The following is a 21,473-nucleotide window of genomic DNA, read 5'->3' as shown; positions in this document are numbered from 1 at the left end:
CGCAAAGAAAGGGGGTGGCACCAGGGCTGCGTCTAGCGCCGCGCCTAGCCGGCCACCAGGGTCAGGAATCCTTCCAGTTGCTCGTTCAGTCCGAGCTCCACCTGGCCCTCCGGGGCGAGTGCCGCCGCTATCTGCGCGCCAAGGAGGAGGTTGAGCAGCTGCCCGCCCAGGGCGGCGTCGTTGACGGCGGTGGTTACGGCGCCGGCCTGCCTCGCCTCGGCCAGGTGCTGCTGGATCGCCGCCAGCCACTGCTCCATCGATTCGCGGTGGATCCGGGCCTTGTGGGGATCGTTGATGGCCTTCTGCCAGAACGGGATGACAATCCGGGCCTCGTTGATCCGCTCCTCATCGAGGGGCAGGACCTCGACGCAGAAAGCCCTCAGGGCCGGGAGCCCGGCCAACCCCTCGGTGACCTCCGCAATGCGTTCGTTGGTCCGGTTGAAGACATGGCCGAATGCAAATGTCAGCAGGTCATCCTTCGTCGGGAAGTACGGCTTGAGGGCCCCGTTGGCGAAACCGGCCTCAAGGGCAATCTCCCGCATGGTGGCACTTTCGATGCCGAGCCGGGCGATGATCCGCCACGTGGCGTCGACTAGTTCAAGGCGCCGCTGGTCGTGGTCGACAATCTTTGGCACAGGCAGCTCCCCCAGAATTTTTTTGCTCAGGTCTTGTGACACATCTTACAAATCCGTATTCTCTACAACTATAGAAAATAAATTCCCGGCCCGCCAGGGTCCCGAGCGAAGGCAGCAATAATGGCCGCACAAACCGACACCCGCACCTCGTTTGGCCCGTACAGCCTGGCCACGGACGCGGAAATCACCTCAGTCCAAGGCATCCTGCGCACCGCGGGCCTATTGGGCGAGACCAGGCGCATCGCCTACCTGGGCCTCGTTGACCCGGCCAGGGACGCGCCGGCGGGAAGCGAGGACCGCAGGTTCCGGGTTTTCCTCCACGATGTGTCCGGCGGGCGGCCCACGGACGTGACCGTCTCGGTCTCCAGCGGCGCGGTGGTCTCCGCCGTCGAACTGGACACCGCGGTCACCGGCGAACTGCCGGTCCTGGAGGAGGAGTTCGAAGTCGTCGAACAGCTCCTAGCCGCGGACGCCCGCTGGCTCAAGGCGCTGGCGGACCGGGGCCTGGAGGTAGGCAAAGTCCGGGTCGCCCCGCTCTCAGCCGGCGTCTTCGAATACCCTGAGGAGAAGGGCCGCCGGATCCTCCGCGGGCTGGCCTTTGTGCAGGACTTCCCGGAGGACAGTGCCTGGGCGCACCCCGTCGACGGACTCGTGGCCTACGTGGATGTGGTCAGCAAGGAAGTCACGCAGGTCCTGGATACAGGCGTGGTCCCGGTCCCGGCAGAGCACGGCAACTACACCGATCCGGAGCTCACCGGCCCGTTGCGGACCACACAGAAGCCCATCAACATCACCCAGCCGGACGGGCCCAGCTTCACCGTCACGGGCGGGAACCACATTGAGTGGGAAAAGTGGAGCCTCGACGTCGGCTTTGACGTCCGCGAGGGCGTGGTGCTGCACAACCTGGCCTTCCGGGACGGCGCCCGCCTGCGGCCCGTCATCAACCGTGCCTCCATCGCCGAAATGGTCGTCCCGTACGGCGATCCGTCGCCCATCCGGTCCTGGCAAAACTACTTCGATACCGGCGAATACCTCGTGGGCCAGTACGCCAACTCGCTGGAGCTCGGCTGCGACTGCCTCGGCGAAATCACCTACCTCAGCCCGGTGATCAGCGACGCCTTCGGCAACCCCCGGGAAATCCGCAACGGCATCTGCATGCACGAGGAAGACTGGGGCATTCTGGCCAAGCACAGCGACCTCTGGACCGGCATCAACTACACCCGCCGCAACCGCCGCCTGGTGATCTCCTTCTTCACCACCATCGGCAACTACGACTACGGCTTCTACTGGTACCTCTACCTCGACGGCACCATCGAGTTCGAAGCCAAGGCCACCGGCGTCGTCTTCACCTCCGCCTACCCGGAGGCCGGATCCGCCAACATCTCCCAGCTCGCCCCGGGCCTCGGCGCCCCGTACCACCAGCACCTGTTCAGCGCGCGCCTGGACATGGCAATCGACGGCCTCACCAACCGGGTCGAGGAAGAAGACGTGGTCCGGCAACCGATGGGCGCGGGCAACGAACGCGGCAACGCCTTCTCCCGGAAGCGCACAGTGCTGGCCCGGGAATCCGAGGCGGTCCGGGAAGCCGACGCCCGCAGTGGCAGGACCTGGGTCATCACCAACCCGCAGTCACGGAACCGCCTGGGCGAACCGGTGGGCTACAAGCTCCACGCGCAGGGCCAGCCCACGCTGCTGGCAGACCCGGGTTCCTCCATCGCCCGGCGCGCCGCGTTTGCGGCGAAGGACCTGTGGGTGACCCGCTTCGCGGAAGACGAGCGCTACCCCACCGGAGACTTCGTGAACCAGCACGCCGGGGGAGCGGGTTTGCCGGCTTATGTGGCGCAGGACCGGGACCTGGACGGCCAGGACATCGTTCTCTGGCACACCTTCGGCCTGACCCACTTCCCGCGGCCCGAGGACTGGCCCCTTATGCCGGTGGACACGGTCGGGTTCAAGCTGCGGCCGGAGGGCTTCTTTGACCGCAGCCCTGTGCTCGACGTGCCCGCCAACCCGAACAGGCAGGCCGCTGCCTGCCACAGCGACGCCGGCTCCGGCTGCCACAGCTAGCCGGAAGCTGCCATGACGACTGGAATCGCGGGACGGGGCCTTTCACGCGGCCCCGTCCTGCACCCCCGGACCTGCGCCGCCGTGACGGCGGGGTCATGCCTCGCGCACCTCTGGCTCGTCGCCGGAAACCAGCACGGTACGTGGCTGAACATGCTCATGCTCGCCATGGTGGCGGTGTGCCTGCCGTGCGCGGTGCACATCTGGCGCCGGCCCCGGGCGCGGGCCCTCCGCCGGGTTATGGCCTCGGCGCTGGCCATGACCGGGGTGCATGCTGTCCTGCTGCTGGGGGTCTCTGGCGGCCACGGTCACCACGGTGCCGCAACCGTGGCGGCCGTGGCAGCGCCGTCGGATTCCGGCGCCTTGCTGGTGGTCATCGCCGTGGAATTGACGACGGCGCTGCTCGCCGCGACGCTGCTGGCCCGGCTGCGGGCGCAGTTCCGCTTGGCCGGGTGAGTGCCGGCGGCGGTCATGACGCTCCTGCCCACTTGCTTCCGGCCGCACCTCTGCGTACCCGCAGAATCCCGCGGTTCCCGGACGCGGAGGTGGGGGCAGGCGTCGAGTAACTGGGAGGGATCGTCGGCACCGGGGATCGTCGGCACCGGGAGCGTCACTCCGTGAACAGCCCGGCCAGGTCGTCTGCGGTCAGTGCGCCGCCCGTAAGCGCGTCGCCTTCCATGACGTCGGCGAAGAGCTGGGACTTCTTGGCTTTGAGCGCCATGACCTTCTCCTCAATGGTGTCCTTGGCCACAAGCCGGTAGACCATGACGTTGCGGGCCTGGCCGATCCGGTGGGTCCGGTCCACGGCCTGGGCCTCCGAGGCCGGGTTCCACCACGGGTCGAGCAGGAACACGTAGTCCGCCTCGGTCAGGTTCAGGCCGAAGCCGCCGGCCTTGAGGCTGATGAGGAACACCGGTGCCGCGCCGTTCTTGAACTCATTGACGACGTCGGAGCGGTTCCGTGTGCTGCCGTCCAGGTAGCAGAACTCAATGTTTTCCTGGACCAGCCGCTCGCGCACCTTGCCCAGGAACCCGGTGAACTGGCTGAAGATCAGCGCCCGGTGGCCTTCAGCCACCAGGTCCTCGAGCTGTTCGAACAGAACGTCGAGCTTGCTGGAGCGTACCGCCGAGAGCGAGGGATCGATCAGTGAGGGATCCAGGCTGAGCTGCCGGAGCAGGGTCAGTGACTGGAAAATAGTGAACCGGTTCTTGTTGACGTCGTCAATCAGGCCCAGGATCTTTTGGCGCTCCCGCTGCAGATGCGTCTGGTAGACCTTCTGGTGCCGCGGGTTCAGCACGACTTCCAGGATCTGCTCCTGCTTGGGCGGCAGGTCCCGGATGACCTGCTCCTTGGTGCGCCGCATCATGAGCGGCCGGACCCGGCGCCGGAGCTTGTCCAGCTGGGCCTTGTCGCCGTTCTTCTCCACCGGTTTCTGGTAGTACTCCGCGAACCGTTTGGGGCTGGAAAAGAGCCCGGGGGCCACAATCGAGGTCAGCGCCCAGAACTCCATCAGGTTGTTCTCCAGCGGCGTGCCGGTGATCACGAGCTTGAAGGCGGCCGGCAGTTTGCGGGCGCACTGGTAGGCCTTGGACTGGTGGTTCTTCACGAACTGGGCCTCGTCCAGCACCAGGCCGGCCCAGGCCCGGGAGGCGTAGGCCTCGTAATCGATCCGGAACAGGGCGTACGAGGTGATGATGATGTCCGCGCCGGACATCGCCTCGGCCGGGTCCGAGCCGCTCTTGGCGAAGGTTTCGCCGATGGCGCGCGCCGTCAGCCCCGGTGCGAACCGGGCCGCCTCGGCCTCCCAGTTGCCCACCACGCTGGTGGGGGCCACAACGAGGAAGGGGGCCGTTCCGGCGTCGGGCCCTCCGCCTGCGCGGAACCCGGCAGCCGCTTCAGGGGCGGCTCCGGCAGTGAGTCCGACAGCCGCTTCCTTCGCCGCGCACATCAAGGCCAGCGCCTGCACCGTTTTACCCAGCCCCATGTCGTCGGCCAGTACGCCGCCGAGCCCGTGACGGTACAGGAAGCTCAGCCAGTTGAAGCCCTCCAGCTGGTACGGGCGCAGCTCGGCGTTCAGGGTCCCCGGCAGGGGGAGGCCCTGGATGTCGCCTTCCAGGAGGCCGCCGACGGATGCGCGCCAGGCGGAGGCCTGCTCGTCGACGATGCCCAGGTGGGCCAGCTCATCCCACAGTCCCGCCTGGAAGCGGCTGATCTGCAGCGGCGCGTCCTTGTCGCCCGGGTTGTCCTGCAGCGAGCGGGCCTCGTCGATCAGGGACCGGAGCTGGTGCAGCTCCGGCAGGTCCAGCGAGAAGTACGCTCCGCTGGGCAGCAGCATGCGGGTCTGGCCGGCCGCGAGGGCGGAAAACAGCGCGGCGAAGGACACTGGCTGGCCCTCAAGGGTGATGACGATGCCGAGGTCGAACCAGTCGCGGCTGTCGGTGGCCTTCGTGGAGATCGCCACGACAGGGGCTTCTTCGGCTTCGCGGTAGTCCGCGATCTCACCGGAGGTGTCCACCGAGACGTCGGGGAGTTCGCGGAGCCGGGGAAGGACGTCCTCGGTGAAGGCCAGGGTGTCCAGTCCGGCGAGTTCCGCCGTGGCCGCGAGGCGCGGGGTTCCCCAGCCGCCGGTCGCGGATTCGCCCAGGGCCGGCACCGCGTTCCAGGGCTGGCCGACCGACTCCAGGATGCGGGACTCGGCGGGGTCGTCCCGGTAGCCGTGATCGCCCGGATGCCGCCACAGCGGCTGCGCCGTGACGAGATTTCCGGACGTGTAGTGCCATTCCCAATGCAGCCGGACCCGGTGGTCCGCCCCGTAGTTGGCCAGCAGGGACAGGGTGGGGACGGCCAGCGCCGGCAGCTCCACGGACTCGTCCGACGCCGTCACTCGGGCCGCCTGCTTGAGCTTGGGGTAGAAGCCGGTCAGGAAGCGGCCTTCGTCCCGGGCGGGGATGTGCAGTGTGGTCCCGGCGGTGACGAAGGCCAGCAGTTCCTCGCTGAGGCCGTTTTCCAGCGGCGCGAGGGTGATGACGGGGCCGGGCTGAGCCACTCCGGCCGGGCCGACTCCGGGCAGGGCGCCGCCGTCGGACGTCAGGAAGATCCCGTGCGCCGGGCGGCCGATGGTCCCGACCGACGCCGGCTCAACCACTTCGCCTTCGACCGTGATGGTCGGTGCCAGCGCCAGGCCGCCGTCGTCACCGCCGGTGCCGAACCGGGCCAGGTTCAGCCCGACGGCGGCCGGCTCCTCCGTGAGCCGCACCGGCTCCGTGCCCTGGCTGTGGACCAGGGCGAGGCCGATCTTCCGGGCCTGGGCCAGCAGGCTCCACAGGTTCTTGCCGGCGTAGGTGTTGAGCCCCAGCCACATCGCGGTGCCGGAGTGCTGGCGGTTCGCCACGGAGGTGTGCGAGGCGAGGAACTCCTGCATCCACTCCACATGCGCCTCATTGCATTCGCGCCGGTAGTTCAGGTAGCTCAGCGTGCTCCAGGAGACGTCGCCACGGATCCACTTGCCCTTGGCGCCCATGATCACCGGCCGTGCCTTGAGCTGGCGGACGCTGCGGAGCGGGTCGCGGCGGCCGGTGTAGGAAAAGTGCGGGGCGGCTTCCTCGACGTCGAACTGGAGCGCCAGCGGGGTGCCGCCGGTCGGCGGGGCACTGCCCGGGCGGGCGATGAGCGGGCTGAGTGCCTGCTCCCAGTCGGCCAGCTCAGGGGCCGCGCTCTGGCGGGACAACCGCGCGGACTCGGCGGGGGCCAGCAGCTGCAGCCGCGTGGCCGGGTTGTCCTCGGCGGCGAAGAGCAGGGCCGCGACGTGCTTGCAGTCCTTGCGCACCGGGCAGCTGCAGACGCCCACGGTGCAGCTCCAGCCGCCCGATTTCCGGACCAGCTTCGCCGTCGTGGAATAGGGCACGTCCGGGCCGCCACGCACTTTGCCCAGCAGCAGGCCGGTGGCGGCATCGAAGGAGATCCCCGAAACGCGGCTGCCCATGGCGTAGGCGAGCCCGGCCGCCAGGGAGCGGTCGTTGATCGCGGGAGTTTGGATTGCCAGTGCCGCACTCTCGTCCGGATGGGATGGCATGTGCGGGCTACTTTCGGCAGGTGGTCATCTGATCCATCTTACCGAGCCCGCAGGGGCCGGTGGACTTCGCGGGCCCGCCGGAACGTCCGCTCAAACTTCGCCTGCCGTTCAACTGGGGCTCGGTTGCCGGCCGGGAAGAGGGGCCACCGTGGAAGGGTCCGGAGTATCAGCAGCCCCAGCAGTAAGGATTCCGAATGACCAACGGTGCGCCCGCCACCCCGTCTGCCCACAGCTACCCGACCGTGCTGACCGCGGAAAGCCTCAAAGGCGGAAATGACGACGTCGTTGACGCCAACGTCGACGTCGTCAATGCCATGTTCGAGGAGCTGCTAAATGCGGACGAAATCTCACCGACCGCACTGCGCAGCTACTACGTGGATTTCTACCTGACGCAGGCGCTGGCCGGCGGCTTCGCGCAGTATGTGTTCACGGCCCCGGAACGCGAGGAAATCGATCCGTACGTCCGCGAAGGACTGGCAGGCATGGGAGCCGCCGCCCACCTGGACCTCTTCAACCGCACCGTGGCGTCCTTCAGCGCCCTGTCCGACACCGACGTCGACACCTACCTCGACGGCGGCAGCGGCTGGGACGGCGCTGCGGACGATGCGGACGGCGCGGAAGTCTCTGGCGCCGTGCTGCGTCTCGAAGAACTCGACGGCGAGTTCGAGTCGGTCCTCGAAACCGAGGACATCGTGGCGCTGAACGCGGCGTGGCTGCGCGGCCAGGAGGACCTGCTGGTCCTCGCGGACGACGACCTCGACGCCCACATCGCCGGACGGGTGGCCCGGATTCCCGACCTCGACGAGCGCCAGGCGGCCGCAGCGCAGGAAGCCCTGCTGGACGCACCCGAGTTCGAGCAGATCATCCGGGAGTTGTGCGACCTTGCCGGGCACAGCCTGGAACGGATCACCATGGGCGACCCCAATTATGAGCACAACGGCGAAACCACCCTGGCGTGGCACTTCACCACGGAGCACGGGGAGTTCCTCATGGTGGAGGACGGCGACGAGGCATTCATGCTGGACCCCCGGACCAGGGAAATCCTCGCGGCTGTTGAATTCGAGGAAGTTGATTCCGAGGAGATCGACGCTTAGGCGGCCCCGCCGCGCGGCAACGGCACCTCAGTGCGCTGTTGCCCCGCCGGCGGAGCCCGCCGCGACGCCGTGTCTGCGACCTAGTAGCCGCCGCTGCTGCTCGGTGCGGACTTGATCAACTCGCCGGCTGGTGACACGAGGTACCAGACCCCGCCGACGCCCTGGCCCAGGATGTCGCCCGCGGCCTGGTCCTTGGCGTAGTAATAGATCGGCATCCCGTTGATGGTCACCTGCATCTTTCCGTCGGCGGTGGGAATCGTGCCGACCTTGCCGGTGACGCCGCTAACGGTCGGGGTGGCCGTCGTCGAGGTGACCGCTGGCCACGTCGTCAGGCACGCGGCGGTACACGCGCTGGTCCCGGCGTCCTTGGTGTCCTTGGTCCATGCATAAACGCTCAGCCCTTTATCCCCGACCACGATCTCGCCGGCCGAGGATTGGGCCACCGACAACACCGCACCGGACATGGATGCCGACGCCGAAGCGGTCCCGCTGGCCGACTCCGCCGGTGTGGACGCGGCCGCAGAGGACGTGGCCGGCGCGGCCGCCGTCGTCGTCGTTGTGGTGGCGCCGCCGCCACAGCCGGATAGCAGCGCGGCGAGGGCGAAAGCGGACAAGCCAATGCTGAGGTGCTTCTTCATTGCTGCTCCTTGACTTGAGCCGGCCAACTCGGAGGTCCGGCGCTAACGAATATGACGCCACAGCCGGGCGAACGGTTCACTTCACCGGCGGGAAAAGTGCGGGACACTGAACTGTTGGACCAGCCTGTACGTCCTACAAGGTCAGAGCAACAATTCCGGGGAGGTGGCACCATGCCGCTGGACGAAGACGTCGTGGCCGCGATTTACCGCGACCACGGGGCGGCCCTGAAGCGCTTCGTCCTCAGCGCCTCCCGGGGGGACCCGCACCTCGCCGACGACGTCGTCCAGGAGACGGTCCTGCGGGTCTGGCAGCAGGCGCCGCAGATCACGGGCAGCCTGCGCAGCTACCTGTTCCGCACGGCGCGCAATGTCATGATCGACAACTACCGCAAAGCCCAGCGGCGCCCCCAGGAAGCCGGCGGACGTGACGTCCCGGACCAGGCGGACGCTGCAGGGCACATCGACGACCTGCTCAACAAGGTCTTGATGGAGGAGGCGCTGCTCCGACTCAGCGCGGAGCACCGCGAGGTCCTCGTGGCGCTCCACTACCGCCGCCACACCGTCCAGGAGGCATCAGCCCATTTGAAGATCCCCGCCGGCACAGTGAAGTCAAGGGCTTTCTACGCAGTGCGTGCCCTGCGGACAATCCTCGACGAGATGGGGGTGCAGCGGTGAACGGGACTGAACTGCATCAACTCCTGGGCGCGTATCTGCTCGGCGGTCTGGAGCCGGCCGAGGCGGTGGCCTTCGAGCAGCACCTGGCCGTGTGCGCGGACTGCAGCCGGGAGCTCGACGAGCTCGCCAGCATCCCCGCGCTGCTGGACGCGATCCCGGTGCCCGACGCCGTCGCGCTGACCGCGGCTGCAGCGGCCGTCCGGGAACGGGAGCTCGGTCCGCCGCAACCGGCCCCGGTCCCCGTCCCGCGCCGGCTCCTCGACGAGCTCGCCGCCCGGCGCCGGAGAGTGCGACGGCGGTGGACGGCGGCGGTGGGCGCCGCGGCCGCCGCGTGCCTGGGGCTGGGGATCCTGGCCGGACCATGGGTGTTCCAGCCGGCCAAACCGGACGCGAGCTACTCCGTGGCGGCGAGCAGCGGGCTGCAGGTCACCGTGGGCTTCGTGAAGAAAACCTGGGGCACCGAGCTGGCAGTGGACGGCCGGAGCCTGCCAGTCGAAGGGACCCTCTCGCTGTGGGTGAAGGACCGCGACGGCGGCGAGGACCGCGCCTGCGCGTGGTCGGCCACGCCCACGGGCAGGGTCCGGGTTACCGGGGCGACGCCGGTGCAACTGGCCAGGATCGCCAGCGTCGAGATGCGCAACGCGGAGCAGCACACCGTGGCGGTCATCGCCGTGCCGCAGGGTTAACGACTTTGGGGGCGGCACGGCGGCGGCCCCGGCGCCGAAGCTACATCTTCGCGAGCCGGGCCCGCACCACCATGTAAATGCCGTAACAGATCAGGCCGGCGCCCACGGCTGCCAGCAGGTATGGGCCCATGGGCTGCTCCCGCAGGGCCTTCAGGCTGCCGTCGAGCCCGGTTGATTCCTGGGGGTGTGCCGTCACCGTGGCAATGATGATGAGCAAGCCCACCAGCAGCAGGGCAAATCCCTTGGCGACGTACCCCACGACGCCGACGGCAGTCAGCGCGGTGCGCGCCTGCGGCCGGGAAGGCGTGCGGAGGTACTTGAGGAAGGATTTTTTGATCCCGCGGATCCCGTAGACGATCCCCGTGACGGCTATCGCGGCGCCAATGACCACCAGCAGGGCCACGCCGCCCGGCGCCTTCATGAGGCGCACGGTGAAATCGCTGGTTGACTCGCGCTGGTTGGCACCCGCACCGGTGGCCACCGCGGCCAGGGTCAGGGCGAATGCCGTGTACACCACGGCCTGCAGGCCGGCCTTGAGCTTCTTTGCAAGCTTCTTCTTGGTCGGCAGGTGCTCAAAGTCGAAAATCGCGTCACTGGCCTGCCAGATGGCCAGCGCCACGCAGGCGGCAAAGGAAGTCCAGAGCAGCAGCGGCCCGGCTGGCTGCTTGGCGAGTTCCTCCACCGCGCCGCTCACGTCGGCCTGGCCCTTGCCGCCCATGGCGATTCGGATCGCGATCAGCCCGATGAGTAGGTGCAAGAGCCCCGACACGGCGAACCCGGCCCGCGCCACCATTTCGAGCGGCTTCGAATTGGTGACGTTCTCGGCGGCGTTTGCCGCTTCCTTCATTTCCCGTTTGATGATCGTTTCCTTAGTGCTGCCCCAGCATGTCCGTTCCGTAATCGTGCCACGCGAAGCGGCTCAGGAACAGAGGTCCGCGAAACCCCGGGGTGCCTAGAGCCGGCGGTAGCTGAGGTCGAAGATCAGGCGTCCGGCTTCGTGTGCCTTGTTCTCGAAACTCGTGCGAATCCGGCCCTCAAACCGCGGCGCCCAGCCGCCGGTTCCGTCGATGCCTTCGTTGGGTCCGGTGTGTTCGGTGCTGACCGGCGCCCGGCCTTCCTTGACGGGCGCCCCGCCCACGCGGGACTCGACGCCGGATTCCCACACCTGGGTCAGGGGGCTTTCGGTACCGGCACGCTCGCCCTCGTGCAGGTTCTCGAATTCCGCGGAAGCGGCCATGACCTCGCGGACATGGACGGCGTAGTTGGACCAGTCGGTCGCGATCCGGAACGTGCCGCCGGGCTTGATGGCCCGGGCGGCGAGATCTGCAAAGGCTGGCTGGATGAGGCGGCGCTTATGGTGGCGGGACTTGTGCCACGGGTCCGGGAAGAACACCCACAGTTCCGTGACGGAGCCGGCAGGGAGCATCGTTGCGAGGACCTCCGGGGCGTTCGCCTCCACCACCCGGACGTTGCGCAGTTTGCGGCTGTTGATCTTGATCAGCGTGTTGGCCAGGCCCGGGGTGTAGACCTCCACGGCCAGGAAGTCCTTGTCCGGGTTTTCTTCGGCGGCGTGGCACACGGCATCGCCCAGCCCCGAGCCGATCTCCACGATCAACGGAGCCTTCCGGCCGAACTCGGCCTCGGCGTCGAAAACGTAGTCCGGGTGCACGGAGGTGTTGGCGACATGGCGGGGGACCTCGAGCGCCCAGCGCTCGGCGTGCTCCTCCCAGGCAGCCTGGCGGCGGCCCTGCAGGCGTGTGCCGCGGCGGACGAAGCTCACCGGACGGCCTCCGTACGTGCCGAACGAGGCCTGGCTGCCCGGCGTTACGGGGCGCGGCGGGCGGGTCTCGTCGGGGGCGCCGGATTCCGGGGTCGCCGGCGGGCCGGGGGATTCTGGGGATTCACTCATCCCTTCCAGAATAGTTGAGTTTGCGGTTCGGGTCTCCGCGGGCGGATCGGCTCCGAGGGGACGGCTGACCACCCAGGCAACTCGCAGCAGGGGCTGTTCTGAACATCAGAACAGCCCCTGCTGCGAAGTAGGTGGGAAGGTGCGCGGGTTAGTGCGTCAGGTCCTTGCCCTTGGTTTCCGGGATGGTGAAGACGAAGACCGCGGACACGGCGAGGAGAAGCACGGCGTACACGTTGAACAGCTGCGGCATCTGCACGGTGGTTCCCAGCCACTGCTGCAGGTAGGGCGCGGTTCCGCCGAAGAGTGCCACACAGATGGAGTAAGGCACGCCCACGCCCACAGTGCGGATGCTCGTGGGGAACAGCTCGGCGTAGACGGCGGGGACGATCGCCGCGCTCGCGGCGATGAAGATCAGCATGACGGACATGCTGACGGCCAGCTGCCAGGCCGAATCCTTGAGCAGGGCGGTCATCGGAAAGTGCAGGAGGCCTGCGCCGATCGCCCCGGACCACAGCACCTTCTTGCGGCCGATGCGGTCCGCCAGCTTGCCCCAGAAGGGCAGCGCCGCGATGAACACGATGTTGCCGATCACGCCGGCCCACAGGGCCTCGCCGCGGTCAATCTTCAGCGCCGTGGTGGCGTAGCTGGGGGCGACGACACCCCAGATGTAGTAGATCACCGTCAGGCCGACGGTCAGGCCGATCACCTGGAGGGCCTGCTTGCGGTGGCGGACGATCTGCGGCCAGATCGGCGCGCGCTTCTGCGCCGCGGCTTCCCCCTGGAAAACGTCCGTTTCGTGCAGCCGGGACCGCATGATCAGCGCGTAAAGACCCATGGCCGCGCCGATCAGGAACGGGATGCGCCAGCCCCACGCATTCATGGCCTCGGTGCTTAGTGCCATGTTGAGCACCGCGCCCAGGAGTGTTCCGAACAGGATGCCCACGGTGCCGGAGGTGTAGATCAGGGTGGCCCAGAAGCCGCGGTGTTCCTTCGGCGCCATTTCGGACAGGTACGTTTGCGACGACGGCAGCTCGCCGCCGTGCGCCAGGCCCTGGATCAGGCGCGCCACGAGCAGAAGCAGGGAGGCCAGGGCACCCACGGCGGCGAAGGTCGGCGCGACGCCGATCAGCAGGCTGCCCAGCGACGCGAGCCCCACGGCCAGCGTCATGGAAGCCTTGCGGCCGATCCGGTCACCGATCCAGCCAAACAGGAAGCCGCCGAAGGGCCGGGCCACGAAGCCGACGGCGAAAATCGCCAGCGTGGACAGCACCGCGGACGCGGGGTCCGCCTTGCTGAAGAGCTGGCTCGCGATGAAGGGCGTGAACGTCGCGTAGATGGCCCAGTCGTACCATTCGACGGCGTTGCCGATGCCGGTGCCGATGAGGGTCTTGCGGGTAGAGGTCCGGGTTGCCGGCTGTGTGGACGCGGTGATTGTCATGGTCTTCTCCAAGGGAGGGCGGGCTAGGAAAGGGCGGAGGCGGCGGCAGCGGTGGCAGCGCCGGGAGCGGGCGCTGCCGCAAGCGCGGCCAGCCTTGAAACGGCGAGTTCCGCGTACAGCGCGGCGCCGTCGGCCAGCACGCCGTCGTCAAACGTGGCGTACGGGGAGTGATTGAACGCGGAGGCGGCGTGGTCGGCATCCCGGGGGACGGCGCTGAGCCCGATGAACGTGCCGGGGACCTCCGCGAGCACCCGGGAGAAGTCTTCGGAGCCGCTCAGCGGGGTGGCCCAGCGGGAGAGCCGGGACTCGCCGAACAGCTCCGCAATGACAGTCTCCGCGGTGTGCGTCTCGTCCTCGTCCGTGATGGTGAGCGGGTACTCCTGCTGGTAGTCGACGTCGACCTCGAGCCCGTGCGCCGCCGCGATCCCCTTCAGCAGGCGCGGCACGGCGTCCATCATCTTCTGCCGGGATTCCTCGGAGAAGGTCCTGACCGTGGCCTCGATGCGCGCCGTTTCCGGAATGATGTTGCGCTTGGTGCCGGCCTGCAGGACCCCCACGGAGAGGACCACGGGATCGAACATGTTGAACTGGCGGGTGACCATGACCTGCAGGGCGGTGACCATTTCGGCGGCCACCGTCACGGGGTCCTTGGCCGAATGCGGGGCCGAACCATGCCCCCCAGCGCCGAGCACGGTGACCATCAGGCCGTCGGAGGAGCTGAGCATGACGCCGGGCTTGGTGCAGAACGTGCCGTGCGGTTCCAGGGCGGAGAAGACGTGCATGCCGTACGCGGCGTCCACGCGGCGGCCGGCGGCATCCAGCACGCCTTCGCGGATCATGTGGCTGGCGCCGTCGAAGCCTTCCTCGCCCGGCTGGAACATCAGGACGACGTCGCCGGCCAGTTGGTGCCGGCGTTCGGCCAGGAGGGTGGCGGCTCCTGCCAGCATGGACGTGTGGAGGTCGTGGCCGCAGGCGTGCATGGCGCCGTCGATCCGGGATGTGTAGTCCGCCCCTGTTTTCTCCTGCACCGGCAGTCCGTCCATGTCCGCGCGCAGCAACACGGCGGGCCGGTCGGCCGCCCCGGCGCCGGACGCCTGGCCGCGCAGTACGGCGGTGACCGAAGTGGTGTCCCGGCCCAGCGTGATCTCGTAGGGAAGCCCGTCCAGGGCCTTGAGCACCTTCTCCTGGGTGCGGGGCAGCGTCAGGCCGATCTCGGGCTCCCGATGCAGGTCATGGCGGAACCGGGCAAGGTCCGCCTGCATTTCCCGGGCGTCTGCGGTGATCGGCACGTGTTCTCCTCGTTCGTCGAAACTGCTTGGTGGGTGCTTCAGCCAGGTTTGGGTTGGCTGGTGTCCGGAAGGACTTCCTGCGTCTATTCTGAAGTGACATGACTCACATGCATCTGAAGCGCTGAAAAAATGCATGAAAGGGCTGCTAGCGCACGTTTCGTGCATCGAAGGCAAGGAGACTGATGGAGCTCAGCGAGGAGGACCTCGCCCTGATCAACGTCCTGCAGATTGCTCCGCGCCTGAGCTGGGCGGATGCGGCCCAGGTGCTGGGCGTGCACGCCACCACGCTCGCTGCCCGGTGGGAACGGCTGCTGGCCTCTGGCGTCTCCTGGATCACCGCCCATCTGATCGGCGACCCGCATCAGATGTGCCTGGCGTTCGTCGCCGTGGATTGCGAAATGCACCGGCGCGAGGAAGTCACAGCCAGGCTCGCCGAGATGCCCGAAATCGTCACGGTGGAGGAGGCGGCCAGCCACCGGGACCTCATGCTGACCGTCATCACGCCCTCCCTGGACGATTTCAGCATGAAGGTCATCTCGCGGCTGAAGGAGATCGACGGCCTCCTGAAATATCAGACCGCCCTGTGCACGAGGCTGCACGCGAGTGGCGGCTCATGGCGGCTCAACGTGCTGAGCCGGGCGCAGCAGGCTGCCGTGCGGGAATTGGCCGGGACCGAGGCCACCGGCGCTGCCCAGGCCGCCGCCCGGGAGGCGCTGCCGGAAAGCCATCTGGCGCTCCTGCCGTTCCTGGCCAAGGACGGACGGGCCACGGCGGCGGACATCGCCCGCCAGCTGGGCAGGCATCCCGCCACCGTCCAGCGGCAGCTCAACCGCGTGCTTGCCAGCGGCATCCTGTCGTTCCGGTGCGAGGTGGCCCAGAAGTTCTCGGCCTTCCCCGTGACCTGCCAATGGTTTGTCAACGTCCCCGCCGGCCGGCACGACGCGGCCGCCGCCGAGCTGAGGACCATGCGGAATGTGCGGCTCAGCGCCTCCACCACGGGACCCACGAACTTCGTGATCATCATGTGGCTGCAGTCCCTGGCGGACGTCATGAACATCGAGCTGGCACTGCAGCAGAAGGTGCCCGGGATCGAACTCGTGGAAAGCGTGGTCATGCTGAGCACCGTGAAGCGCGTGGGCTGGATGCTGAACGCGGACTCGAGGGCAAGCGGCGCCGTCGTGGTGCCGGCCCAGGGGCTCGAAGCGGACGCCTGAACCGTCCGGGCTCGCCACGGTGCGCGACCGCCGCCTGCTGTGGGATGCTTCCCCCTAGGCTTCAACCACGACGACTGATCAGGCCCCGCCCGTGCCCCATACCGACCCGCCTGCCCGCCCGGAATCCGTCCCGGAACCGGCCGGCATCTTCCACCGCAGCTACCTGCTGGTGACGCTCGGTGCCTGCGCCTTGGTGTTCCTGGCGGCCTTCGAATCCCTGGCCGTGACCACCATCATGCCGCTCGTCAGCAGGGAGCTGGACGGCGCCGGCCTCTATGCGCTGGCCTTTGCCGGCCCGCTCGCCACCGGGGTGATCGGGATGGTGGCCGCGGGGAACTGGTCCGACCGCCGGGGCCCGGTGGGACCGCTCCTGGCTGCAGTAGCCATGTTCGTCCTGGGCCTGCTCATCGCCGGAACTGCCGCGGCCATGCCGGTCCTGGTGTCCGGACGGCTCGTACAGGGACTCGGCGGGGGAGCGCTCACCGTGGCCCTGTATGTCGTGATCGCCAGGGTCTACCCGCCGGTCCTGCACGCGAAGATCTTCGCCGCCTTTTCCGCCGCGTGGGTCATTCCCTCGCTCGTGGGCCCGTTCGCGGCCGGCATGGTGGCGCAACTGGCCAGCTGGCACTGGGTCTTCCTCGGCGTCGTGGGCCTCGTGGTTCCTGCCCTGCTCATGACCGTCCCGGCCCTTCGCGGCCTGCGCGCAACGCCCAGACCAGCCGCCACGGCCCTCCCGGAGGTGCCCCCAGACCCGGCCTCCGACCCGGCCGCCGACCCGGCTCCCCGAGCGCGCGGAACCGCGGGAAGCGCGGGGGACGCCGGCCGCGTCCGGCCGGCGGGCGGGGCGGCCCGGCTGGCGTGGGCCGTGCTGGCCGCCGTCGCGGTGTTGGGACTGAACCTCTCCGCCCAGATCCCGTCCGCCGAAGTCCCGGGGGCCAGCGGAACGCTCGCCGCGGCGGCGGTCGGCGTCGCGCTCGTGGCCGTGCGTCCCCTCACGCCGCGCGGAACCTTGACCGCCCGGCGCGGCCTGCCGAGCGTCATCCTCGTCCGCGGGCTCGTTGCCGCCGCCTTTTTCGGCGCGGAGGTCTATCTGCCGTACCTGCTCGTGGAGCGCTACGACTTCGCCCCCACCCTGGCGGGCCTGACGCTGACGGGTGGGGCCATCGCGTGGGCGGCGGCGTCGGCCATCCAGGGCCGGCTCGGGCCGCGGCTGGGGCACCGAAGGGCGGTACGGATCGGCTCGGCGCTGGTGCTCGGCGCCATCGTCCTTGCCCTGGTGACCACGGTCCTGGCCTGGCCGGCCGGCGTCGCGATCATGGGCTGGATCTTTGCCGGCGGCGGCATGGGGCTGATGTACCCGCGGCTGAGCGTCGTGACCCTGGCACTGTCCACCGAGGAAACGGAAGGCTTCAACAGCTCGGCCATGTCGATCTCCGACTCCCTGGGCGGTGCGCTGGCCCTGGCAGCCACAGCGATCGTCTTCACCGCTGCCACGACGACGGCGGCCTCGTTTGCGGGGGTGTTCGCGCTGACGGCGGCGATCGGCGTCGCCGCCGTCGCCGTGGCACCGCGCGTCGGCTCCGCATCGCGGGGCGCGGCGGCCCAGCAGCCTGCGGACCGGACGCAGCCCTAGCACCTTCCGCAGCCGGACGCTGGCGCGCAGAAGCCCCGGCCGGAAAAACCGGCCGGGGCTTGCGGCGGAGGCGGCAGGGAGGGGGTGTCAGACGCCCGCGCGGGCTTCCTCCTGCGAGCGGGTGGCCTTCCACTCGACAATCCGCGCCTGCTGCAACGGAGTCTGCCGGTTGAAGTACCAGGCGCCGCCGAGCAGCAGGAACCACACCGGGGCCACCACGAGTGCCAGGCGGGTGTCATCGGCCTGGGCCAGCGCCACGAGCATGAAGACGAAGAACGCGAGCACCACGTAGGGCATGAAGGCGGAGCCGGGCATCTTGAAGGCAGACGCGGCGTGCAGGGCCGGCCGGCGGCGGCGGAACGCGATGTAGCTGACCAGGATCATGGACCACACGAACATCGTCAGCACGGAGGCCACGGAGGTGACGATCGTGAAGGCGCCGATCACCGAGTCTCCGGCGTACAGCAGGACAAGGCCGGCCAGCAGGAACATGCAGGAGAAGAGCAGGGCGTTCTGCGGGACCTTGCGGACGCTCAGCTTTCCGAACGCTTTCGGCGCGTTCCCGTCCTGGGCAAGGCCGTACACCATGCGGGACGTGGAGTAGATCCCGGAGTTGGCGCTGGAGGCAGCGGAGGTCAGGACCACGAGGTTGATGACGACGGCGGCGATCCCCAACCCGGCCAGGGTGAACATGCCGATGAACGGGCTGCTGGCCGGATCGATGGTGCGCCACGGGTTGACGGCCATGATGACCACCAGGGCGCCGACATAGAAGAGCAGGACGCGGACCGGAATGGAGTTGATGGCACGCGGAAGGTTCTTTTCCGGGTCCTTGGTCTCCGCGGCGGCGGTGCCGACCAGTTCGATCCCGGCGAAGGCGAAGATGGCGATCTGGAAGCCGAGGATGAAGCCGAACATCCCGTGCGGGAACATGCCGCCGTCGTTCCACATGTTGGCGAGGTTTGCTTCTGCACCGGACGGCGATGTGAAGTGCGTGGCAATCATGATCGCGCCCGTGATGATCAGGGCAACGATGGCGACCACCTTGATGATGGCGAACCAGAATTCCGCTTCACCGAAGGCCTTCACGGTGGGCAGGTTGAGCAGGATTAGGACCACGGGCGTGAGCAGCGCCGGGATCCACAGCGGGGTTCCGGGTGCGAGCTTGTCCACGTACCCGGCGATGGCGACGATGTCCGCGACCCCGGTGACGACCCAGAAGAACCAGTAGGACCAGCCGGTGAAGAATCCGGCCCAGGGGCCCAGCAGGTCGCCGGCGAAGTCGCTGAAGGACTTGTAGGACAGGTTCGAGAGCAGGATTTCGCCCATGGCCCGCATGACGAAGAACAGCATGAAGCCGATGATCATGTAGACGAAGATGACGGAGGGGCCGGCGAGGGAGATGGTCTTGCCGGAGCCCATGAACAGGCCGGTGCCGATGGCCCCGCCGATGGCGAGCAACTGGATGTGGCGGTTGCCGAGGGCGCGGGCCAGATGGGGTTCGCGGTTCCCGGGGCCGGAGTTGGTGCCGGCGGAGACTGCAGTGTCAGGTTCTGAAATGGCCGGAGTGGCCGCGGTGGTGCGTTCAGGCATGAGGCTTCTTCCTTGTCACAGGCGGGCGCAGCGGTCGGGTGTACCGCGATGCCGTCCGCGCAAACCGTCAGGGTGTGACGGAGATAACAATTTTGCGGGCAAATCCAGATTAGGGCCGTTAATTCACGGCCGCTGATACCGGGGCGGGCCACGAACGCGGCCCGCCGGTCGGCAACGTGCCGTTGTGCTCCCGTAGGTCAGGGTGCTCCCGCACGGTGCGGGAGCGGGCTCGGGGACCGCGTCCTGCGCGGGCCCTAAGGGAAAAGCGACGCCAGCCAGCCCGTCCCGTTGGCCCGCCGCCGCCGCGTTTCCGCGAACCTCCCGATCGAGGGAGCGTTCGACAACTGTCGATCATCTTAGCCTCAGTTGTCGTCCCTTGTCTTTTGTCACATATTTTTCTTGATGGTGCCGCGGGCATCGGCTGGGCCCGCTGCCGCTTCGCCGGCGTTGGCCCGGTCGCCGGCGTCGGCGGGGCCATCTCTAAGACCGCCAGGGCCGGCCCCGTCGTCAGTCGGGTCGCCAGCGTCCTGCACGTGCCGGCCGCCGCGCTCGTTGTCTCCGTTGCCCGTCATCTTGCCGGCGCCGTCCGCGCCCGGACCGATGTGATGGATGACGGTGAGGTTGGCCTTGTGGTCGGATCCCATGATGGTCCCTTCAGTGATTGCCGGGTCCTGCGCCATGTCCCCCGGGCCCGCGGGTGGCCAGGCGTGCGGCCCGCAGCACCGCGTCGGTGATGGATGCCTCCTCGCCGTCGGGGCCGGTGACGCTGCGATGGCGGCTGTCGAGCACCTCAAGGCGCCAAACGGGCTCCTCGATCCGGAGCTCGCGGGCCAGATCCTCGGCGGTAAAGAATTTCTCATGATTATGGTGCGCGCCCCATGGTGGCAGGCCCTCAGGGTGGTGGCCGACGATCAGCAGGGTGCCACCGGTGCGCACCGCGGCCGCGGCGAGCTGCAGCGCCTGCTGCCAGGGCATCAGGGTGGAATGCAGAAACTGGGCCGTGACCAAGTCGAACTGCCGGTCCGGGACCCACGTGGCAAGGTCCTGCTGCACCCACTCGATGGTGGTGGCCTGGCCCTGTTCCGCGGCGTGGGCGGCCGCACGTTCAAGCGCGACGGCGGAGACGTCCAGGGCAGTCACGGCCCATCCGCGGGCGGCAAGCCAGATGGCGTCCGCGCCTTCGCCGCAGCCCAGGTCCAAAGCCTCCCCGGGCGGCAGCTGCGCCGCCTCCGCGACCAGCTGCGGGTTTGGCTGCCCGCTCCACATTTTGGTGCGGCTGCTGTACTTTTCATCCCACATTTGGGCCGCGCTACCGGGCTCCTTCTGAGCGCCGGCTTCGTGGTCGTGGCCTTGTGTCATGGTTTCCCCTCGTTATGCTGCTCCGCCGGGTTCGTCACCGCGGGGGGCACGACGGCGGTAACGAACCCGGCGGGCGCGGACCGCCGTCGGGTCTCCCGGCCGAAATTCCTATGCTCCTCGAGGACCAGCCCGAAGGACCCGACAAAGTCGGCCGCGCTTTTCCTCGCCGGGGGAGCGTTGTCGATTCCAAAGGTCAGCGGTTCGCGGACAAACCTGGTCGCCGCCCGGGCGTAGCGCATGTAGGGCGACCGGGAGGTGACGATTTCCTTGGAGAAATAATCGAAGGCAACGGCGCTGCCGGGGGACGCTGCGGCGATCCTGCGCAGCGTCGCCTCGACCGAGCCGCGGTCCAGGTACATGGTCACAGCCTCCCAGATAAAGAGCGCGGGCCGGGCGGGGTCGAAGCCGGCGGCCACAAGCTTCTCCATCCAGTCCTCGATTTCGAAATCGGCGGAGACGTAGGTGGCCAGCCCGGCCGGCAGGCCGGCCTTTTCAAGCATCCTGAGCTTGTAGGCCTGGGTCCGGGGCATGTCGACTTCGAAGCAGCGCACTCCGCCCGCCGGCGGCAGCCTGAACGCCCGGGTGTCGAATCCGGCCCCGAGCACCACGAACTGGTCGACCCCGGAGAGGTGCCGCTGCACGGCGGCATCGTAGAAGCTGGTCCGTGCCGTCGCCTGGTGGACCATTGGGGCCGGGCCCTGGTACGGGTAGCGGTAGATCCTGGGCACGTAGCCGGTCAGCAGGTGGCCCACGAGCGTGGGCGCGGTCTCCAACCGGAACGCTGCCATGGACACGTTTGGCATGACCGCCATGAGCCTGGCCGCCGGGTCATCGGGCCTGGTCTCCAGCCGGTGCTGCATGTAGCGCGTGTAGAGGGAGGCCAGGGCCGTGGCCGAGGCGCCCGTACGCCGGCTGTAGGCCAGCAATCGCGGGACGGCCGCGACGTATCCGGCCACCCCCAGGGGCAGCAGCACCAGCTGGATGAGTCGAAAGAAGCCAGCGGCGGCTGTTCTTGACATCGTGCCCCTTCTTCTCTCGTTGTCCCGCCACCATGGTCCTCCGAGGCGCAGCAGCGGTCAACGAAGGAATTGCACTGCATTGCCCTCGTTTTAACTGGCGTGCTAACTGGCGTGCTTTCAAGCGCTGCCGCGCCAGTGCATCGATACATGGAAAT

Annotated in this window: 18 protein-coding genes; 7 read left to right on the top strand and 11 right to left on the bottom strand. The window is 68.4% G+C overall.

Translation table 11 applies throughout. The features are described 5' to 3' along the window. Positions 1 to 44 precede the first annotated feature (44 nt). A complete protein-coding gene (locus tag ACFVVK_RS01615; protein ID WP_390262477.1) occupies positions 45 to 635 on the bottom strand; it encodes a TetR/AcrR family transcriptional regulator in 591 nt (196 codons plus the stop codon). Positions 636 to 755: 120 nt separating this feature from the next. On the opposite strand from ACFVVK_RS01615, the gene ACFVVK_RS01610 reads away from it, so the two are divergent. Together ACFVVK_RS01610 and ACFVVK_RS01605 are read left to right on the top strand one after the other, a co-directional pair. Further along, on the top strand, positions 756 to 2,702 hold the full coding sequence (locus ACFVVK_RS01610) for a primary-amine oxidase (RefSeq protein WP_390262474.1): 1,947 nt from the start codon (positions 756 to 758) through the stop codon (positions 2,700 to 2,702). Between the two features lie 12 nt (positions 2,703 to 2,714). After that, positions 2,715 to 3,155 (top strand): hypothetical protein, encoded by a 441-nt coding sequence (locus tag ACFVVK_RS01605; protein WP_390262471.1) that lies wholly within the window; start codon positions 2,715 to 2,717, stop codon positions 3,153 to 3,155. Between the two features lie 154 nt (positions 3,156 to 3,309). Here ACFVVK_RS01605 and ACFVVK_RS01600 read toward each other — a convergent pair whose 3' ends face one another. Next, positions 3,310 to 6,771 carry an SNF2-related protein gene (locus ACFVVK_RS01600; RefSeq protein ID WP_390262468.1) on the bottom strand — a complete coding sequence of 1,154 codons (3,462 nt, stop codon included), beginning with the start codon at positions 6,769 to 6,771 and terminating at the stop codon, positions 3,310 to 3,312. Positions 6,772 to 6,965: 194 nt separating this feature from the next. Between ACFVVK_RS01600 and ACFVVK_RS01595 the strand changes: the two genes are divergently transcribed. Beyond that, on the top strand, positions 6,966 to 7,865 hold the full coding sequence (locus tag ACFVVK_RS01595) for a hypothetical protein (protein WP_390262465.1): 900 nt from the start codon (positions 6,966 to 6,968) through the stop codon (positions 7,863 to 7,865). 80 nt (positions 7,866 to 7,945) lie between these two features. Here the strand turns inward: ACFVVK_RS01595 and ACFVVK_RS01590 are convergent, their stop codons facing one another. Next, positions 7,946 to 8,503: a hypothetical protein gene (locus ACFVVK_RS01590; protein ID WP_390262462.1), complete on the bottom strand. Its 558-nt coding sequence runs from the start codon at positions 8,501 to 8,503 to the stop codon at positions 7,946 to 7,948. A 171-nt stretch (positions 8,504 to 8,674) separates the two neighbouring features. Between ACFVVK_RS01590 and ACFVVK_RS01585 the strand changes: the two genes are divergently transcribed. Further along, positions 8,675 to 9,178: a sigma-70 family RNA polymerase sigma factor gene (locus ACFVVK_RS01585; RefSeq protein WP_390262460.1), complete on the top strand. Its 504-nt coding sequence runs from the start codon at positions 8,675 to 8,677 to the stop codon at positions 9,176 to 9,178. Further along, positions 9,175 to 9,864, top strand: coding sequence for a zf-HC2 domain-containing protein (locus tag ACFVVK_RS01580; protein WP_390262458.1), 690 nt, complete (start codon positions 9,175 to 9,177; stop codon positions 9,862 to 9,864). The genes ACFVVK_RS01585 and ACFVVK_RS01580 overlap by 4 nt, the downstream gene beginning before the upstream one ends. A 40-nt stretch (positions 9,865 to 9,904) precedes the next feature. Here the strand turns inward: ACFVVK_RS01580 and ACFVVK_RS01575 are convergent, their stop codons facing one another. The 4 genes from ACFVVK_RS01575 to ACFVVK_RS01560 all read right to left on the bottom strand — a co-directional run bounded on the left by ACFVVK_RS01575 (position 9,905) and on the right by ACFVVK_RS01560 (position 14,500). Beyond that, positions 9,905 to 10,711, bottom strand: a complete 807-nt coding sequence (locus ACFVVK_RS01575; protein ID WP_390262456.1) for a DUF1206 domain-containing protein — start codon at positions 10,709 to 10,711, stop codon at positions 9,905 to 9,907. Positions 10,712 to 10,816: 105 nt separating this feature from the next. Next, the gene (trmB, locus tag ACFVVK_RS01570; protein WP_390262453.1) at positions 10,817 to 11,773 is read right to left on the bottom strand and encodes a tRNA (guanosine(46)-N7)-methyltransferase TrmB; all 957 of its coding nucleotides are present in this window, start codon (positions 11,771 to 11,773) and stop codon (positions 10,817 to 10,819) included. A gap of 148 nt (positions 11,774 to 11,921) precedes the next feature. Beyond that, on the bottom strand, positions 11,922 to 13,211 hold the full coding sequence (locus tag ACFVVK_RS01565) for an MFS transporter (protein ID WP_390262450.1): 1,290 nt from the start codon (positions 13,209 to 13,211) through the stop codon (positions 11,922 to 11,924). Positions 13,212 to 13,234: 23 nt separating this feature from the next. After that, positions 13,235 to 14,500, bottom strand: coding sequence for a M20 family metallopeptidase (locus ACFVVK_RS01560; RefSeq protein WP_390262447.1), 1,266 nt, complete (start codon positions 14,498 to 14,500; stop codon positions 13,235 to 13,237). Positions 14,501 to 14,682: 182 nt separating this feature from the next. Here ACFVVK_RS01560 and ACFVVK_RS01555 point away from each other — a divergent pair, with 182 nt between their 5' ends. Both ACFVVK_RS01555 and ACFVVK_RS01550 read left to right on the top strand, forming a co-directional pair. After that, positions 14,683 to 15,714, top strand: a complete 1,032-nt coding sequence (locus ACFVVK_RS01555; RefSeq protein WP_390262444.1) for an Lrp/AsnC family transcriptional regulator — start codon at positions 14,683 to 14,685, stop codon at positions 15,712 to 15,714. A gap of 91 nt (positions 15,715 to 15,805) precedes the next feature. Next, positions 15,806 to 17,347: an MFS transporter gene (locus tag ACFVVK_RS01550; RefSeq protein WP_390262441.1), complete on the top strand. Its 1,542-nt coding sequence runs from the start codon at positions 15,806 to 15,808 to the stop codon at positions 17,345 to 17,347. A gap of 87 nt (positions 17,348 to 17,434) precedes the next feature. Here ACFVVK_RS01550 and ACFVVK_RS01545 read toward each other — a convergent pair whose 3' ends face one another. The 4 genes from ACFVVK_RS01545 to ACFVVK_RS01530 all read right to left on the bottom strand — a co-directional run bounded on the left by ACFVVK_RS01545 (position 17,435) and on the right by ACFVVK_RS01530 (position 21,318). Further along, positions 17,435 to 18,940: an amino acid permease gene (locus ACFVVK_RS01545; protein ID WP_390262439.1), complete on the bottom strand. Its 1,506-nt coding sequence runs from the start codon at positions 18,938 to 18,940 to the stop codon at positions 17,435 to 17,437. Positions 18,941 to 19,326: 386 nt separating this feature from the next. Next, the gene (locus ACFVVK_RS01540) at positions 19,327 to 19,584 is read right to left on the bottom strand and encodes a hypothetical protein (RefSeq protein WP_390262436.1); all 258 of its coding nucleotides are present in this window, start codon (positions 19,582 to 19,584) and stop codon (positions 19,327 to 19,329) included. A 10-nt stretch (positions 19,585 to 19,594) separates the two neighbouring features. Beyond that, positions 19,595 to 20,299: an SAM-dependent methyltransferase gene (locus ACFVVK_RS01535; RefSeq protein ID WP_390262433.1), complete on the bottom strand. Its 705-nt coding sequence runs from the start codon at positions 20,297 to 20,299 to the stop codon at positions 19,595 to 19,597. Then, positions 20,296 to 21,318: a class I SAM-dependent methyltransferase gene (locus tag ACFVVK_RS01530; RefSeq protein ID WP_390262430.1), complete on the bottom strand. Its 1,023-nt coding sequence runs from the start codon at positions 21,316 to 21,318 to the stop codon at positions 20,296 to 20,298. The genes ACFVVK_RS01535 and ACFVVK_RS01530 overlap by 4 nt, the downstream gene beginning before the upstream one ends. Positions 21,319 to 21,473 lie beyond the last annotated feature (155 nt).

The organism is Arthrobacter sp. NPDC058192 (assembly GCF_042883665.1).
GTDB lineage: Bacteria > Actinomycetota > Actinomycetes > Actinomycetales > Micrococcaceae > Arthrobacter.
The sequence above is the reverse complement of the archived record's forward strand: the minus strand, read 5'-3'. Positions and strand labels throughout refer to the sequence as shown.

Bases quoted from the DNA above. Each gene is read 5' to 3' on its own strand.
- ACFVVK_RS01610 (WP_390262474.1), top strand. From the start codon at position 756: ATGGCCGCACAAACCGACACCCGCACCTCGTTTGGCCCGTACAGCCTG.
- ACFVVK_RS01605 (WP_390262471.1), top strand. From the start codon at position 2,715: ATGACGACTGGAATCGCGGGACGGGGCCTTTCACGCGGCCCCGTCCTG.
- ACFVVK_RS01600 (WP_390262468.1), bottom strand. From the start codon at position 6,771: ATGCCATCCCATCCGGACGAGAGTGCGGCACTGGCAATCCAAACTCCC.
- ACFVVK_RS01595 (WP_390262465.1), top strand. From the start codon at position 6,966: ATGACCAACGGTGCGCCCGCCACCCCGTCTGCCCACAGCTACCCGACC.
- ACFVVK_RS01590 (WP_390262462.1), bottom strand. From the start codon at position 8,503: ATGAAGAAGCACCTCAGCATTGGCTTGTCCGCTTTCGCCCTCGCCGCG.
- ACFVVK_RS01585 (WP_390262460.1), top strand. From the start codon at position 8,675: ATGCCGCTGGACGAAGACGTCGTGGCCGCGATTTACCGCGACCACGGG.
- ACFVVK_RS01575 (WP_390262456.1), bottom strand. From the start codon at position 10,711: ATGAAGGAAGCGGCAAACGCCGCCGAGAACGTCACCAATTCGAAGCCG.
- trmB (WP_390262453.1), bottom strand. From the start codon at position 11,773: ATGAGTGAATCCCCAGAATCCCCCGGCCCGCCGGCGACCCCGGAATCC.
- ACFVVK_RS01565 (WP_390262450.1), bottom strand. From the start codon at position 13,211: ATGACAATCACCGCGTCCACACAGCCGGCAACCCGGACCTCTACCCGC.
- ACFVVK_RS01555 (WP_390262444.1), top strand. From the start codon at position 14,683: ATGGAGCTCAGCGAGGAGGACCTCGCCCTGATCAACGTCCTGCAGATT.
- ACFVVK_RS01545 (WP_390262439.1), bottom strand. From the start codon at position 18,940: ATGCCTGAACGCACCACCGCGGCCACTCCGGCCATTTCAGAACCTGAC.
- ACFVVK_RS01540 (WP_390262436.1), bottom strand. From the start codon at position 19,584: ATGGGATCCGACCACAAGGCCAACCTCACCGTCATCCATCACATCGGT.
- ACFVVK_RS01535 (WP_390262433.1), bottom strand. From the start codon at position 20,299: ATGACACAAGGCCACGACCACGAAGCCGGCGCTCAGAAGGAGCCCGGT.
- ACFVVK_RS01530 (WP_390262430.1), bottom strand. From the start codon at position 21,318: ATGTCAAGAACAGCCGCCGCTGGCTTCTTTCGACTCATCCAGCTGGTG.